Genomic DNA, 15,315 nt, shown 5'->3' on the forward strand with positions numbered 1-15,315 from the left:
TAAATTATTTTTAAATAGCTATCTTAAAAACTTTAATAGCAAAAAACTAAAACCTTAACGATGTTTTAAATGATTGCCAAGATCTGGGCTATTGTTTTTGACCTGCTCATGTAGCTCACGATATTGCTCTAAACGTTGTTTGGCCTTGTCACGAAGCTTTTTCTTGATATAGAGGGCTAGAGCGAAACAGGTGGTCGTCAAGGTCAGGAAAAGGCTATTCATAAAGCTCATCATGGAGCTGATATAACCGATCGTCGTTAGGCGATTCATCATCTGAATGACTTGTGGGCTGCTTTCTATACCAGTGATTGCCCAAGTACAGAGATGTTCACAATTATTAATAATCAGGTGATAGTTATTTTCATGCATTCTGGAACGCATACGACGCACGACTTTACGGCCTTTATATTTTGCTGAGGCATAATACTGGATCTGAATCAGTTTGCCGTTGCTGAATTTCTCAATTGAGGTGATTTCAATTGGATGCTTCTTAAATAAATGTGCAAAACCGGAATAGTGGATGACACGACCACGCCCGGCATAAATCCCGTGATGAGTATAACCGAAATGTTTAACCATAAGATGCGCACCTATGGGAAACCGTTTAGTTCGCTGCATGTAAAGATTAAGCCATTTAATAACAAGTGTATTTTAAACAGCAAGTGTACTGTTTTTTTGTGAATTAATCGATGTTTTAGGGCTTAATTCTATCCAGAATTCGTTGTCTAGACAGTCATCTTTAAATTTCTCAAACCTTATAAATGTTGTATGTGAACTGATTAAGGCAAATCTAAAATTATAATGTCTAAATAGCCTAAGCAAATATGAAAAGTCATTTATCTGCATATTTGAAAAGAAGTAAATATATAGACACATAGACACTTAGGTTTAGATATAAGGAGTAGGTTCAATTTGATTGAAAGCAAAGAGGGGTAGGCAAAAATCCAAATGATAGATATAAAAAAAGCATTTGCGTATGCAAATGCTTTTTATCAAGACCTAAGCTGCTTATTGCAGCGGCAGGTGCTGAAGTTCATTGAGTTCTTTACGGCTGTAACCGCGAGAAGCTAGAACTTTTTTGATTCCGATAATGATATCTTCATCAGTTGCTTTAGACAGTGCTTCAAGGAGCTGTTCATTTGTCTTGCAAGAGCAATCATTTTCAACACAAGCAATCTGGTTCTTGTGTTCATTTTGTTGTTCATCTGAAAACAACTTCTGCCAGAAACTCATAGAGCCTTCATACACAACCTAACATAGGGTGAAATATATCCAATTTAATAAATAAAGCAATAGGCCCTATGTGATAAAAGCAGCAGTCAGTATTTTAAATTTTCGATTGTAGAAGAGATTTTGAACGATATTATTTGATTGAAACAAGATAATTCATGGATAAGTTACTAATTTTATGTATAAAAAATGGAGCTAACAAAAGCTCCATTTATGTAACAAAAAAATAAATTGAAACAATATTTTTAGCGTTTTTCCAGCAGTACTCCGGACTCTACATGATGGGTATAAGGGAACTGATCGAATAGGGCAAACTTGGTAATTTTATGGGTTTGGGACAGTTGTTTCAGATTGTCATGTAATGTGTCCGGATTGCAAGAAATGTAGATGATTCGTTCAAAGCGCTGTAGCAGTTTCAATGTTTCATCATCGATCCCTGCACGTGGGGGATCGACGAATACCGTATCGAAGTCATAAGTCGACAGGTCAATATTGGCTTCTTGTAGACGGCGGAAAGTACGATCACCATTAAAAGCTTGTGTAAATTCTTCCGCAGATAGACGTGCTACCTGAATATTGTCGATACCGTTCTGCTCGATATTCCATTCAGCCGCATACACAGATGACTTGGCCAATTCAGTTGCCAATGCACGACGGAAACGGGTAGACAATGGCAGGGTAAAGTTACCATTGCCACAGTAAAGCTCTAACAGGTCTTTATCAGACTGCTGCGCGGCATTACATGCCCATTCCAGCATTTTCTGGCAGACTTGCGCATTGGGTTGAGTAAAGCTGCTTTCGATCTGTTTGTACTGATATTTGCGGTCAAATACACTGAGTTCTTCTACGACAAACTCATCGCTCAAGACAAATTTCTGGCCACGGCTACGACCAATCAGCTTGATCTTTAATTTTTCAGCTATTGCTTTAGCTGCAGGTTCCCAGCTTTCATCCAGCTTGCGGTGATAGATCAGGGAAACCAGTACTTCACCTTTTAGTGTTGCCAGGAAATGCACTTCAAATAGGCGGTGACCCAGCGTTGCATCGGCTTTGAAGGCTTCTAGTAATTGCGGCATTAAGTCATTAATACTGCGGTCAGCCACAGGGAATTCATTAATACGGATCACTTTTTTATTATTGTTCTCATCACGCTCAAACATGGCATAGAACAGGTCATCTTCAGTATGCCAGATCCTGAATTCAGCACGCATGCGATAGTACTGTTCAGGTGACTCAAATACTTCAAGGGCAGGTGGTTGATATTCGGCAAATTGTGCGCTAATGCGTTCAACTTTGGCATCCAGTTGTTGCTGATAAGATGAGGTCATATGCAGTAAAAAATCGCAAATATTTTGAAAGCCAAGATGGTAGCAAAAATTTGCTGTTCTGCCTAAGACTATTCAGGGAAACAGGCTGGAAAAGCAGTTAAAAAAAGGCCAAATCTTCAAAGGGGAGAGATTTGGCCATAAGAGGAAAGGGATTAAAATAATCTCAGTACTAAAGCTTTTTACAGACCTGACATGGTCATGAGACTGGCATTACCACCTGCAGCTGCGGTATTGATACTGATTGCACGTTCAATCACGAAACGCTCCACTGGAATCTCATAATTTCCTGAGCTTAAATGCGTGATACCTACAATAGCTCCTTGTCGTCTTGCAATACGTTGCTGCAAATCCATCAATGCAGAGGTCTTGCCATGATGCAGTACAGCTTCAAAATCACCTGATTCAATATCCTTGATAACTTTAATGGCCTTCACCACACTCGCGGGCATACTTTGCAGATACTTGAGTATAAAAGTATTGTCTGCCAGTACAGCCGGACGGCTACCGACCGATAAAATTGACAAGATTTGCTGAATCTGATCCATATCATTTTCTGCTAGTGATAACACACTCTCACGCGGCAAGATCAAGTACTGGTTTTCTTCACCCGTTGGACCTTGTAGGCTAAAGCTATGTACCGTTGTAATCTGAGCAGGAGCTTGCAAAGAAATTCTTGGGAAAGTCTTGTTTACCCAGGCCTTAAAGTCCTCTAACACCGGATTTCCAAAGGAAGCTTGGGCAGGCTGCATGGCATAAGGCTGAGCCAGTTTCTTCTCAGACACCTGATGCATTAAACGGTAGATATAAAGTGGACCGCCAGCTTTAGGACCAGTCCCAGACAGACCTTCACCACCGAAGGGTTGTACACCCACCACAGCACCGACAATATTGCGGTTGATATACAAGTTCCCGACATGCGCTTTTGAAATCACGGTTTGCATGGTTTCATCAATCCGGGTATGTAGGCCCATGGTTAGGCCATAACCTTTACTATTGATCTGATCTAGAAGTTGTGGCAGCTCACCGGCTTTATAGCTAATCAGATGCAGCACTGGACCAAAGACTTCACGTTCAAGATCATTCAAATTCGGCAGTTCAATCAAAGTTGGTGGGATGAAGGTACCTTGAGCTAGATCAAAAGCATCCTGATTAAACATTAGTTGATGAACTTTATGACCTTTACTGCGCATCTGCTCAATATGTTCCTGGATGTTTTGCTGTGCTTCGGCATCAATCACAGGACCGATATCCATTTTGAGTAGAACCGGATTACCGACTCGCAATTGCTGCATTGCACCTTTTAGCATCTTACGTACGGTATCTAGATTATCTTCCTGTACGCAGAGCACACGCAGGGCAGAACAGCGCTGACCAGCACTGTCAAAGGCTGAGTTAACTACATCCAGCACAACCTGTTCGGTGAGCGCAGACGAATCTACGATCATGGCATTCTGACCACCAGTTTCGGCAATTAAAGTGACGCTTTCGCCAAACTGATTCAGGCGTGCTGCGACAGTTTTTTGCAGAATCTTCGCTACTTCGGTTGAACCGGTAAACATGATGCCCTGGATGCGTGAATCTTGGCTGAGTTGAGCACCAATGGTTTCACCACGACCCGGTAATAATTGCAGTACATCTTGTGGAATACCCGCTTCCCAGAGAATCTGCACAGCTTGAGCGGCAATCAACGGAGTCTGTTCAGCAGGTTTTGCGATGACTGTATTGCCAGCAACCAATGCCGCCGAAATCTGTCCGGTAAAGATCGCTAACGGGAAGTTCCAAGGACTAATGCAGAGTACAGTTCCTAAAGGCTGAATATGTACATCATTAGACAGGTCCAGCATCTGGCCAGCATAGTAGCGTAGGAAGTCAATCGCTTCACGAACTTCGGCAATCGCATTGGCATAGGTTTTACCGGCTTCACGAGACAGTAGAACCATCAGTGGCAGTAAACGTTGTTGCATCAGGTCGGCGGCTTTGTTTAGGCAAGCAGCACGTTCATTCTTTGGCAGATTACTCCAAAAACTTTGTGCATTCACTGCCTGAGTCAGGGCAATTTCTGCCTGTTCAGTGGTGGCTTCATAGACAGTACCAACAACGTCCTGATGCTGTGCTGGATTGATAATCTGTACTGGATGACTACTATCGATTTCTGAGAAAGCAGTACCCATTGCAGCAGCCTGGAATTGACTATTCGCTAAGTCTGTTGCAACTTCATTTAAGGCTTGCAGGTTTGCATCATTGGCCAGGTCCAATCCGGACGAATTTGATCGCAGAGCACCGTATAAATCTTTTGGATAAGGGATTTTCGGATGTTTAGCACCTAAGGCATTTTCCTGTTGGGCTGCTTTTAAAATGGTTTGACGTGGATTCTCAATCAGGTCTTCGACTTTTAAATTTTTGTCGGCAATGCGATTCACGAATGAAGTATTGGCGCCATTTTCTAACAGACGACGCACCAGATAAGCCAGTAGAGTTTCATGGTTCCCGACAGGTGCATAGATCCGGCATGGAACACCGAGTTTTCCAGCAGCTTTGTCACCCACCACATTTTCGTATAGTGGTTCACCCATGCCATGCAGACACTGGAATTCGTATTGACCGGTATAATAACGTTCTGGATTGGCTAGTTGGTAAATAGTGGCAACAGTCTGCGCATTATGCGTCGCAAATTGCGGGTAGATATAGTCCGGTTCTGCTAATAGTTTTCGTGCACAGGCAATATAGGATAGGTCAGTATGCACTTTACGGGTAAATACCGGATAATCTGACATGCCTTCAATTTGAGCTTTCTTGATTTCGCTATCCCAGTAAGCGCCTTTCACCAGACGAATCATCAGGCGTTTCTGGCTGCGTTTAGCCAGATCAATGATGTAATCCACGACATAGAAGCAGCGTTTCTGGTAAGCCTGAATCACGAAACCAATGCCTTTCCAGTTATTGAGTTCAGGTTCAAAACACAGGCGTTCTAAAAGCTCTAAGGAAATTTCCAGACGCTCGGTTTCTTCCGCATCGATATTCAGACCGATATTGTACTTTTTCGCCAGAACCGCCAGATTCAGTACTTTGCTATACAGTTCATCATTCACACGATCCATCTGTGAGCGTTGATAACGTGGATGCAGCGCAGACAGTTTAATGGAAATACCCGGGCCGTTATAAACATCTTTATCTGTTGATGCCTGACCGATGGCATGAATTGCATTTTGATAATCCTGATAATAACGTTCTGCATCCGGATCGGTTAGTGCTGCTTCACCCAGCATGTCATAAGAATATTGGAAACCTTTTTCTTCCAGACGTTCGGCATTTTTCAGTGCTTCATCAATGGTTTCGCCAGTCACAAACTGTTCACCCATCATACGCATCGCCACATCGACCGCCTTGCGGATAATGCCACGGCCACTGCGTGCCAAAAGGCCAGTTAACAGACTTGACAGGCTTTTCTGTTGTGGGGTTTCCATCAGCTTTCCGGTCAGCATCAGTCCCCAGGCCGCAGCATTGACAAACATCAGCTGGCTTTGCCCGAGATGTTCTTTCCAGTTGCCCTGATTGATCTTGTCACGAATCAGCAGGTCGCGGGTCGCCGTATCCGGAATACGCAGCAAAGCTTCTGCCAGACACATCAATGCGATACCTTCCTGAGAAGACAGCGAAAATTCCTGTAATAGCCCTTGTACAATGCCGGCCTTGCCACCTGAACCTTTACGTTCACGCAAGGAATGCGCCAGATCAAAAGCCAGGTTTTGGATTTTGTCCGTCAGTTCAGAGGAAATTTCACTATGTTCCAGCAGGGTTTCCACGCACTCGGATTCTGCACGTCGCCATGCAGAATTAATGCGCTGTTCATATTCATTTTTATCCTTAAATTCAGCAATATAATTCGACTGCTGCATGGCATTCGAGTGCGAATTTGGGCGTAGGGTGGTGGACATAGTGACTTCCTGTACTGCGTCAAACGGTTCTTTGAGTTGAATGAGTTTTAATCTATAATCCCAAAATAATTGACGAATATCTCACTATAGTTTGTATGATTTTTAGAGAATAATTCTAATGAATAGCCCTTATTTAAGCCTTGACCGAATAGATATTCGCATCCTCGATTTGCTGCAGTCTGAATCGAAAATTTCCAATATTAAACTGGCAGAAATGGTGAATCTATCACCAACTGCGGTACTGGCGCGTGTACAAAAACTAACCAAGGAGGGATTTATTCTCGGTTATGAAGCGCGGCTTAATCCGATCATGCTGAATAACGGTTTTGTGGTCTTTGTTGAAATCCTGCTGGATAAAACCACACCGAATGTGCTGGAAGAATTTTCCGAGGCAGTGCAGCATATTCCGGATATTGTGGAATGTCATATGATTAGCGGCGGCTTTGATTTCGTAGTGAAAATTCGCTGTGCCAATATGGATGAATTCCGAAAAATCTCCGGTGATATTTTGTGGCAATTACCGGGGGTAAAAGAAACCCGTAGTTATCCGGTCATGGAAGTGATCAAGGAAACCCAGCAGATCAAGTTGAAAATGCCGGCTAAAGCTAAGGTATAAATTCAGACAAAACAAAAGGGACATAAAGTCCCTTTTTAATTTGAAATAGAAAGATTATTTATTCATTTCAGCCATTTCTTTTTGATATTCAGCTTTCGCCAGTTCAAAACGATTAACGACATCGTGACTTGGCGCTTTATCCAATAGACTCACAATCACAATACTCAGCGCAGCCAGAATAAAGCCCGGGATAATCTCATATAGACCGGTATCACCCATATAATTTTTCCAGGCAATTACAGTTACAGCACCAACTACCATTCCGACAATCGCGCCATTGAGGGTCATGCGTTTCCAGAACAATGAGAAAATGATCAGTGGACCAAAGGCAGCACCAAAGCCAGCCCACGCATAAGCCACCAGACCCAGAACTTTACTATTCGGATTAATGGCCAAGGAAATTGCAATCAAGGCAATCACAATCACCATGCCACGACCCACCCAGATCAGTTCTTTTTGTGAGGCATTTTTACGTAGGAAACCCTTATATAAATCTTCAGTCAGGGTAGTGGAGCAGACCAGCAATTGACAGCTCAATGTACTCATAATCGCAGCCAGAATCGCAGCCAAGATGATACCTGCTACCCATGGATTAAACAGAATTTTAGTCAGTTCCATAAACACGGTTTCAGGATTCTGGTTCACGATTGCAGCAGCTGGCAGGTCAGGATTTGCCGCAAAATAAGCAATTCCGATATAGCCCGCAGACATCGCACCCACCAGACACAGAATCATCCAAGCCATCCCGATCCGGCGTGCAGCAGGAATGGTTTTAACCGAATCTGCCGCCATAAAGCGCACCAGAATATGTGGCTGACCAAAATAGCCTAAGCCCCAAGCTAGGCTGGAAATAATTGCCACAAAACTCAGACCTTCCAGCATATTGGATGCGTGTGGACGGGCGGTTTCTAATAGAGCACCTACTTGTTGAGCATTATCACCCAATGCCAAATAGGTAATGATCGGTGTAATGAGCAGGGCAAAGATCATCAATCCTGCCTGGAAAGTATCGGTCCAACTAATTGCCAGGAAGCCGCCAATACACACATATAGAATCGTAGCCACTGCACCAAGCCAGAGTGCCGTGGTGTAATCCCAGCCAAACAGGCTTTCGAACAGACGTGCACCTGCGACTATGCCGGAAGCACAGTAAATTGCAAAGAACACCAAAATTACAATCGCAGAGAGTAAGCGTAGAATCCGTTTCTTATCCGCAAAACGGCTGGTGAAATAATCCGGCAGGGTCAGGGCATTGTTCTGGTACTCGGTATGCGCCCGTAGACGGCCAGCAACCAGTAACCAGTTCAGCCAGGCGCCAATAATCAGGCCAATCGCAATCCAGACTTCAGACAGGCCAGACAGATAAATGGCTCCGGGTAAACCCATCAGCAACCAGCCGCTCATATCGGATGCACCTGCGGATAGTGCAGTCACTACACTGCCCAGACTTCGCCCACCCAGAATATATTCATCAAAATTGGACGTCGCACGATAGGCGTATAAACCGATCCCAATCATGGCGACGATATAAAACATAAAAGTAATCAGTGTCGGGTTTAGCGAGCTCATAGGCAGAGTATCCTTAAATTTTAAACATCATCATCCGGGATGATTTTTTGAACTGCGTTTACAGGGCAGTGATTCAAACACGGTTTAAAAATTACACTCTGTAACAGTTGATCAGCTTTTATGTATATTTTGTGTAAATTAAGGGTTTTCTCATAAAAATGCAGAATTAGTAGAGGGTCGTAAAATGCAAAGTTACACATGGTTTTGAAGAAAAATAGGTAATTTTAATAAACGGTTAAATTCATTGAAATTTTGTATTTTAATTACACAAATTTACAAAACTAACAACAAGCTCGAATTAGTCATATTTTGTTTCAAATCCTGCTTAAATCCCTTCTATTTGTTTTTAGAGCCTCTCTTCATAGTGCAGTAATGCCATTCTGAATGGCGCATCATCGCTAAGAGTAATATGACATGGACAATATGTTGCAAATAGAATCAAGCCGAATTGAACAGGATTTATTGGGTAAGAAGCAGATTCCCCAGCACAGCTATTATGGTATTCATACTTTGCGTGCGATTGAAAATTTTCAGATTTCAGGTCTGGCAGTAGGCCAGCAAGCACACTTTATTCGCGCATTGGCGCAAGTTAAAAAAGCAGCAGCACAAACAAATTTACATTTTCAGAAAATATCAGAACAACAAAGTACTGCTATTCAACAAGCCTGTGATGAGTTGATTCATCAACCTCAGGATTGGCAGGAAGCATTTCCGCTTGATCCTTATCAGGGGGGAGCCGGTACTTCTATTAATATGAATGCGAATGAGGTTATTGCAAATCGGGCGCTAGAATTGCTCGGGCATCGTAAAGGCGATTACCATATCTTGCATCCGAATGATCATGTGAATACTTCGCAATCGACCAATGATGTCTATCCCACGGCACTACGTCTAGCGACATATACACGTCTGGATGAACTGCTTCATGTACAAAAATCGTTGATTGATACTTTATATAGCAAGGCATCAGAGTTTCAGTATGTGATCAAGATGGGGCGTACCCAGTTACAGGATGCGGTTCCAATGACCCTGGAACAGGAATTCCGTGCTTTCGCGACTCTATTAAAAGAAGACCTGAAGCTGATAGAACAAATGCGTCAGTTATTGCTGGAAGTGAATCTGGGTGCGACAGCCATTGGAACCGGCGTGAATACTCCTGATGGTTATGCCAAACATGCAGTACACACTTTAGCGAAAATTACTGGCCTACCTTTAAAAGGCGCGGAAGATTATGTCGAAGCGACCAGCGATTGTGGTGTGTTTATTATTCTATCGAGCAGTCTGAAACGTCTGGCTGTTAAATTATCCAAGATCTGTAATGACTTGCGTCTTTTGAGTTCTGGCCCACGTACCGGTCTGGCGGAAATCCGTTTGCCAGAATTGCAGGCAGGTTCTTCTATCATGCCAGCCAAGGTCAATCCGGTTATTCCAGAAGTAGTCAATCAGATTGCGTTTCGCGTGATTGGCAATGACTTGACTATAACGATGGCAGCAGAAGCAGGGCAATTACAGCTCAATGTCATGGAACCGGTCATTGCAGTATCCTTAAATGAATCCATCCAGTTATTAACTCAAGGTATGCAGACCCTACAACAAAAATGTATTGCCGGGATTCAGGCCAACGAACAGAACTGTTTAAATGCAGTGATGCGTAGTATCGGGATTATCACCTTACTGGAGCCACTTTTAGGTCATGCCACTTGCGATGAAATTGGCAAGCAATGTATTCGTGAAAATAAAACTGTACCCGAAGTGGTGCTGGAGCTGGGTTTGTTGAGTGAAATTCAGCTGGATGAAATCTTTGCCTTTGAAAATTTGGTTTCAGAAGTCCCAATGATGAATCAATGGGAACAGGTATCCTGAAAGCTTAAAGATGAGCCGAATATAGATTCGTGCTGATTTTAACCATTTGCCTCAAATCCCGTCTGTGGGTTTGGGGCATTTTCATCTAGACTATATCGATCATACGATGAATTGAGTGTATAGCATGTTTGATAAAATCAGTAACTTATTTAAATCAAACAAACCTGATCCGGCTCAGGCTTTTTTGGAAGAGAATCATATCCAATATATAGAAGGGACTGGTTATATTGTGGATGGAATTAATTTAAATCAGCAGCTGGGTGAGCGGCTGGAATACTTGTCTAACCGACGTATGAAAACATTTGATGATTTAAAATCGCTATATTCAACTGCAATGATCATTAATGAAAAAATTGATCTGGAAATTGCCAATCAACGTTTTAATGCAAGATTAGGAAATACTGAAGAAAACTTGCTGCAATTTAAAATGATTGTGAAAAAGTTAAATGACTATTATCGTAACTTTTTACGCGACAAAAAATAGATGAATCATAGGCTGATTTTATCCTGTGCAGTCAATCTGTAACGACTGCATAAAAATAACGAAATAGCACCAGATCATCGTGATAGTATAAGCTTCATGTTGTTTAGACTTTAAAGCTATATACATGTTCCAACAAGAAATTTCCCAACTTAATTTACCCAAGCTCAAGGCAGGCGAGAAACGCTGGTTAGGCAATCTGCAAGGCTCGTCTACTGCATTATTGCTGAAAGAAATTATCAAGCAGCAGCAATCGCGCCTATTTGTTATTGTTGCACGTAATAACCAGCATTTGGGTCAACTGGAAAGCGAACTGGAATTTTATGGGATTAAACCAACCATATTTCTAGATTGGGAAATTTTGCCTTATGACCGTCTGTCACCGCATCAGGATATCGTTTCTGAACGTCTGGCAATTTTATCTAATATGCCTCAAAGTGGCGTATTGTTGCTGGCAGCTTCTACATTGGCACAGCGTGTTGCACCTACTTCATGGGTGCTGGGTGAACACTTCGATATTCGAGTTGGACAAAAGCTGGATCTGGAACAGCAAAAGAAAAAACTGATTCAGGCTGGTTATCATCTGGTCGATACCGTTTATGACCATGGTGAATTTGCAGTTCGCGGTAGCATTATCGATATATATGCTTCAGGTCAGGATGCACCGATCCGGATTGACCTGTTCGATGACGAAATTGAGACCCTGAAATTTTTTGATCCGGAAACCCAGCGCACTACGCAAACTCTAGAACAATTTACGGTATTACCCGCACAAGAATTTCCCCTTAAGGAAGGTCGTGCTACTTTCCGTGACCGTTATGCAGAATTTTTCCCGACAGCTAATCCAAAGAAAAATCCAATTTATCAGGATGTGATGGATGGCATTGCTTCACCTGGAATTGAGTTCTACCTGCCTTTATTCTTTAGTCATGAAGCGATGCAAGGGCAAAGTACCTTGATTTCGTATTTACCAAAGAATGGCATTGTCATTACAGATAAGGCATTGGAGCAGAGTTTAGAACAGTTCTGGCAGGACGTAACTCGCCGTTATGAAGATCGCCGCCATAATATTGATCAGCCGATTCTGCCGCCTGAAGCACTGTTCTGTCCGACCAATCAGCTTTTAGAACAGCTAAATCAGTTTAGTCGCATCATTGCGGCACAAGAAGCTTTTGATGAGAAAGCCGGCGTGATTAATCTGGATACCCAGTTACCACCACGCTTGCCTGTTGATCCAAAACGTGAAAAGCCCTTTACCGAAGTCAAAAAATATATTGATGCGGCCAATCATCCGGTTTTACTGGTCGCTGAAAGTGCCGGTCGGCGTGAAACCTTAAAAGATGCGCTGCGTCCAAGTCTGGGTGATATTCCGACCGTAGAAAACTTTGATGCTTTTGTTGAATCTCTGCATGCGATTGCGATTACCAGTGCACCATTAGAACGTGGTCTGGTTCTGACAAATCGGATCAGTGTGATCTCGGAAAATCAGCTCTATGAACATCGTGTAGTTCAACGTCGTCGCAAGCGTCAGCAGGAAGTGTCAGAAGAATTCCTGATCCGCAGTTTGACCGAGCTGAGCATTGGTGCGCCAGTGGTACACATTGATTATGGTGTAGGACGTTATGCAGGCTTAATTACTTTAAGTATCGATGATCAGGACCATGAATTTCTGCAACTGGATTATGCAGAAGGTGCTAAAGTCTATGTCCCAGTGACTAATCTACATCTGATCAGCCGCTATAGTGGCGGTGATCCAGATCTGGCACCTTTACATAAACTGGGTACAGATGCCTGGAATAAAGCCAAGCGTAAAGCTTTGGAACAGATTCATGATGTCGCAGCCGAGTTATTACATATTCAGGCACGTCGTTCATCTAAACCAGGTATCAGTTTTGAGGTTGATCAAAGCCTGTATATGCAGTTTGCTAGCGGCTTTGCCTATGAAGAAACATCGGATCAGGCCAATGCGATTGAAGCCACGTTATATGATATGCAACTGGCTAAACCAATGGACCGTCTGGTCTGTGGTGATGTTGGCTTTGGTAAAACTGAAGTCGCCATGCGTGCAGCCTTTGTCGCAGTACAGAATAATCGCCAGGTTGCGGTATTAGTACCCACTACTTTGCTGGCACAGCAGCATTATGAATCTTTTAAAGACCGTTTTGCAGATTGGCCTGTACGCATTGAAGTACTTTCCCGTTTCGGTTCTTCTAAAGCGCATACCAAAACCATTGAAGACCTAGCAGATGGCAAAGTTGATATTGTCATCGGCACCCATAAGCTTTTACAGGAAAATGTCCAGTTCCATAATCTGGGACTGATGATTGTCGATGAAGAACACCGTTTCGGGGTGCGTGATAAGGAACGTATTAAGGCTTTGCGTGCCGATGTTGATATGCTGACCCTAACAGCAACGCCAATTCCACGTACACTGAATATGGCCTTTAGTGGAATGCGTGATCTGTCGATTATCGCGACGCCACCAGCACGCCGCCTGGCTGTAAAAACTTTTGTGCAGGAACATACCAGCGACACCATTCGAGAGGCGATTCTGCGTGAATTGCTGCGTGGTGGTCAGGTCTATTTCCTGCATAATGAAGTCGATACCATTGAACGTGCTGCAGAAAATATCCGGAATCTGGTGCCGGAAGCACGTGTCATTGTGGCACATGGGCAAATGCGTGAACGTGAGCTTGAGCAGGTCATGCAGCAGTTCTATCACAAGGAATACAATGTCCTGGTGTGCTCGACTATTATTGAGACCGGGATTGATGTGCCGAATGCCAATACGATTATCATTGAGCGGGCAGACAAGCTCGGTCTTGCACAGTTACACCAGTTGCGTGGTCGGGTTGGGCGTTCGCATCACCAGGCTTATGCCTATCTGTTAGTGCCATCCCTAAAAGCCTTGAAAGGTGATGCAGAAAAACGTCTGGAAGCGATCCAACGTGCCTCGACTTTGGGTGCAGGCTTTATGCTGGCCACCGAAGATCTGGAAATTCGCGGTGCAGGTGAACTTCTAGGTGAGCAGCAAAGTGGTTCGATGCAGGCGATCGGCTATAGCCTGTATATGGAAATGCTGGAAAAGGCGACTAAAGCGATTCAAAAAGGTAAAACGCCGAATTTTGATACGCCACTGTCTTTAACTGCGGAAATCAACCTGCATATGCCAGCCCTGATTCCAGACGATTATCTGGGTGATGTACATCAGCGCTTGCTGTTCTACAAACGCATCAGTAATACTGATACTCAGGAAAAACTCGATAATATCCGTATGGAACTGATTGACCGTTTTGGCATTCCGCCGCAACCGGTGAAACAATTATTTGCTGTGCATCAGCTACGTCTTAAAGCCGAGCAATTGGGCATCACTAAAATTGACATTGGTGGGCAGGGTGGCCATATCGAGTTTGCGCCAGATACGCCAGTTCAGGCTATGAGTATTATCCAGATGATGCAGAAACATCCGACATATTTCAGGATGGAAGGCGGCCAGCGATTAAAAGTGATGGTGATGCTGGAAGATTATCAAAAACGAATCCAGTTCATCAGCGATTTACTGGATAGCCTATTAAAAGAGCTAAATTAATATTTTTAGATTTCATGGAATATGAATATTCACGCTATATTTCATTTTTATAAATATAGTGTGAATATCAGCTTGTTTTCATATGAAATTATTTAAGCTAATAGTTTGCCGTTTTGTCCTTCACAATTCATACAAAATTGCCCTAAAGCGCCCGCTTACAATACTCAGTCGCAATTGTATATGGTAGTATTAGCCATCATTCTAATTTTGCATCATTTATAAAGATATGTTTAGTTTGCATCCACAACTTGCTCAAGATACGTTTTTTGTAGGCGACTTTCCTTTATCAACATGTCGTTTGATGAATGATATGCAATTTCCATGGTTGATTCTGGTTCCGCGTGTACCAGGCATTACCGAATTATATGAATTGAGCCAAGCTGACCAAGAACAGTTTTTACGTGAATCAAGCTGGTTATCTAGCCAGTTAGCGCGTGTATTCCGTGCCGATAAAATGAATGTCGCAGCTTTGGGCAATATGGTGCCACAACTGCATTTTCATCATGTGGTGCGTTATCAAAATGATGTAGCATGGCCTAAGCCGGTATGGGGTACTCCAGCAGTTCCTTATAGCAGTGAAGTATTGGCACATATGCGTCAAACCTTGATGCTGGCTTTACGCGGTCAAGGGGATATGCCATTTGACTGGCGTATGGACTAAGCGTTGACATACATTTTATGGTCCATTCAGGATTCTGGACTTT

10 protein-coding genes are annotated in these 15,315 nt (G+C 43.1%); 5 read left to right on the plus strand and 5 right to left on the minus strand.

The window, feature by feature from the left end:
* Nucleotides 1-54: 54 nt before the first annotated feature.
* The 4 genes from F897_RS09380 to putA all read right to left on the minus strand — a co-directional run bounded on the left by F897_RS09380 (nucleotide 55) and on the right by putA (nucleotide 6,493).
* Nucleotides 55-618: a lecithin retinol acyltransferase family protein gene (locus F897_RS09380; protein ID WP_034170334.1), complete on the minus strand. Its 564-nt coding sequence runs from the start codon at nucleotides 616-618 to the stop codon at nucleotides 55-57.
* Between the two features lie 390 nt (nucleotides 619-1,008).
* Nucleotides 1,009-1,233 carry a hypothetical protein gene (locus F897_RS09385; RefSeq protein ID WP_004786091.1) on the minus strand — a complete coding sequence of 75 codons (225 nt, stop codon included), beginning with the start codon at nucleotides 1,231-1,233 and terminating at the stop codon, nucleotides 1,009-1,011.
* A gap of 242 nt (nucleotides 1,234-1,475) precedes the next feature.
* Complete coding sequence (gene trmA / locus F897_RS09390; RefSeq protein WP_005235344.1) at nucleotides 1,476-2,558, minus strand: tRNA (uridine(54)-C5)-methyltransferase TrmA; 1,083 nt, start codon at nucleotides 2,556-2,558, stop codon at nucleotides 1,476-1,478.
* A 179-nt stretch (nucleotides 2,559-2,737) separates the two neighbouring features.
* On the minus strand, nucleotides 2,738-6,493 hold the full coding sequence (gene putA, locus F897_RS09395; protein ID WP_005235346.1) for a trifunctional transcriptional regulator/proline dehydrogenase/L-glutamate gamma-semialdehyde dehydrogenase: 3,756 nt from the start codon (nucleotides 6,491-6,493) through the stop codon (nucleotides 2,738-2,740).
* Nucleotides 6,494-6,611: 118 nt separating this feature from the next.
* Between putA and F897_RS09400 the strand changes: the two genes are divergently transcribed.
* Nucleotides 6,612-7,109, plus strand: a complete 498-nt coding sequence (locus F897_RS09400) for an Lrp/AsnC ligand binding domain-containing protein (RefSeq protein ID WP_004786082.1) — start codon at nucleotides 6,612-6,614, stop codon at nucleotides 7,107-7,109.
* Between the two features lie 54 nt (nucleotides 7,110-7,163).
* Here the strand turns inward: F897_RS09400 and putP are convergent, their stop codons facing one another.
* Nucleotides 7,164-8,678, minus strand: coding sequence for a sodium/proline symporter PutP (gene putP, locus F897_RS09405; RefSeq protein ID WP_005235352.1), 1,515 nt, complete (start codon nucleotides 8,676-8,678; stop codon nucleotides 7,164-7,166).
* A gap of 414 nt (nucleotides 8,679-9,092) precedes the next feature.
* Here putP and aspA point away from each other — a divergent pair, with 414 nt between their 5' ends.
* The 4 genes from aspA to F897_RS09425 all read left to right on the plus strand — a co-directional run bounded on the left by aspA (nucleotide 9,093) and on the right by F897_RS09425 (nucleotide 15,272).
* A complete protein-coding gene (aspA, locus tag F897_RS09410; protein WP_005235353.1) occupies nucleotides 9,093-10,541 on the plus strand; it encodes an aspartate ammonia-lyase in 1,449 nt (482 codons plus the stop codon).
* A gap of 124 nt (nucleotides 10,542-10,665) precedes the next feature.
* The gene (locus F897_RS09415; protein ID WP_005235355.1) at nucleotides 10,666-11,025 is read left to right on the plus strand and encodes a hypothetical protein; all 360 of its coding nucleotides are present in this window, start codon (nucleotides 10,666-10,668) and stop codon (nucleotides 11,023-11,025) included.
* Nucleotides 11,026-11,149: 124 nt separating this feature from the next.
* Nucleotides 11,150-14,611 (plus strand): transcription-repair coupling factor, encoded by a 3,462-nt coding sequence (mfd, locus tag F897_RS09420; protein ID WP_005235357.1) that lies wholly within the window; start codon nucleotides 11,150-11,152, stop codon nucleotides 14,609-14,611.
* Nucleotides 14,612-14,837: 226 nt separating this feature from the next.
* Entirely contained in the window at nucleotides 14,838-15,272 is a 435-nt protein-coding gene (locus tag F897_RS09425) for an HIT domain-containing protein (RefSeq protein ID WP_004786072.1), read from the plus strand.
* The last annotated feature ends 43 nt before the right edge of the window (nucleotides 15,273-15,315 follow it).

Source organism: Acinetobacter variabilis (genome assembly GCF_000369625.1).
GTDB lineage: Bacteria > Pseudomonadota > Gammaproteobacteria > Pseudomonadales > Moraxellaceae > Acinetobacter > Acinetobacter variabilis.

Excerpts from the sequence above, each read along its gene's own strand:
- F897_RS09380 (WP_034170334.1), bottom strand. The coding sequence starts at position 618 with ATGCAGCGAACTAAACGGTTTCCCATAGGTGCGCATCTTATGGTTAAA.
- F897_RS09385 (WP_004786091.1), bottom strand. The coding sequence starts at position 1,233 with ATGAGTTTCTGGCAGAAGTTGTTTTCAGATGAACAACAAAATGAACAC.
- trmA (WP_005235344.1), bottom strand. The coding sequence starts at position 2,558 with ATGACCTCATCTTATCAGCAACAACTGGATGCCAAAGTTGAACGCATT.
- putA (WP_005235346.1), bottom strand. The coding sequence starts at position 6,493 with ATGTCCACCACCCTACGCCCAAATTCGCACTCGAATGCCATGCAGCAG.
- F897_RS09400 (WP_004786082.1), top strand. The coding sequence starts at position 6,612 with ATGAATAGCCCTTATTTAAGCCTTGACCGAATAGATATTCGCATCCTC.
- putP (WP_005235352.1), bottom strand. The coding sequence starts at position 8,678 with ATGAGCTCGCTAAACCCGACACTGATTACTTTTATGTTTTATATCGTC.
- aspA (WP_005235353.1), top strand. The coding sequence starts at position 9,093 with ATGGACAATATGTTGCAAATAGAATCAAGCCGAATTGAACAGGATTTA.
- F897_RS09415 (WP_005235355.1), top strand. The coding sequence starts at position 10,666 with ATGTTTGATAAAATCAGTAACTTATTTAAATCAAACAAACCTGATCCG.
- mfd (WP_005235357.1), top strand. The coding sequence starts at position 11,150 with ATGTTCCAACAAGAAATTTCCCAACTTAATTTACCCAAGCTCAAGGCA.
- F897_RS09425 (WP_004786072.1), top strand. The coding sequence starts at position 14,838 with ATGTTTAGTTTGCATCCACAACTTGCTCAAGATACGTTTTTTGTAGGC.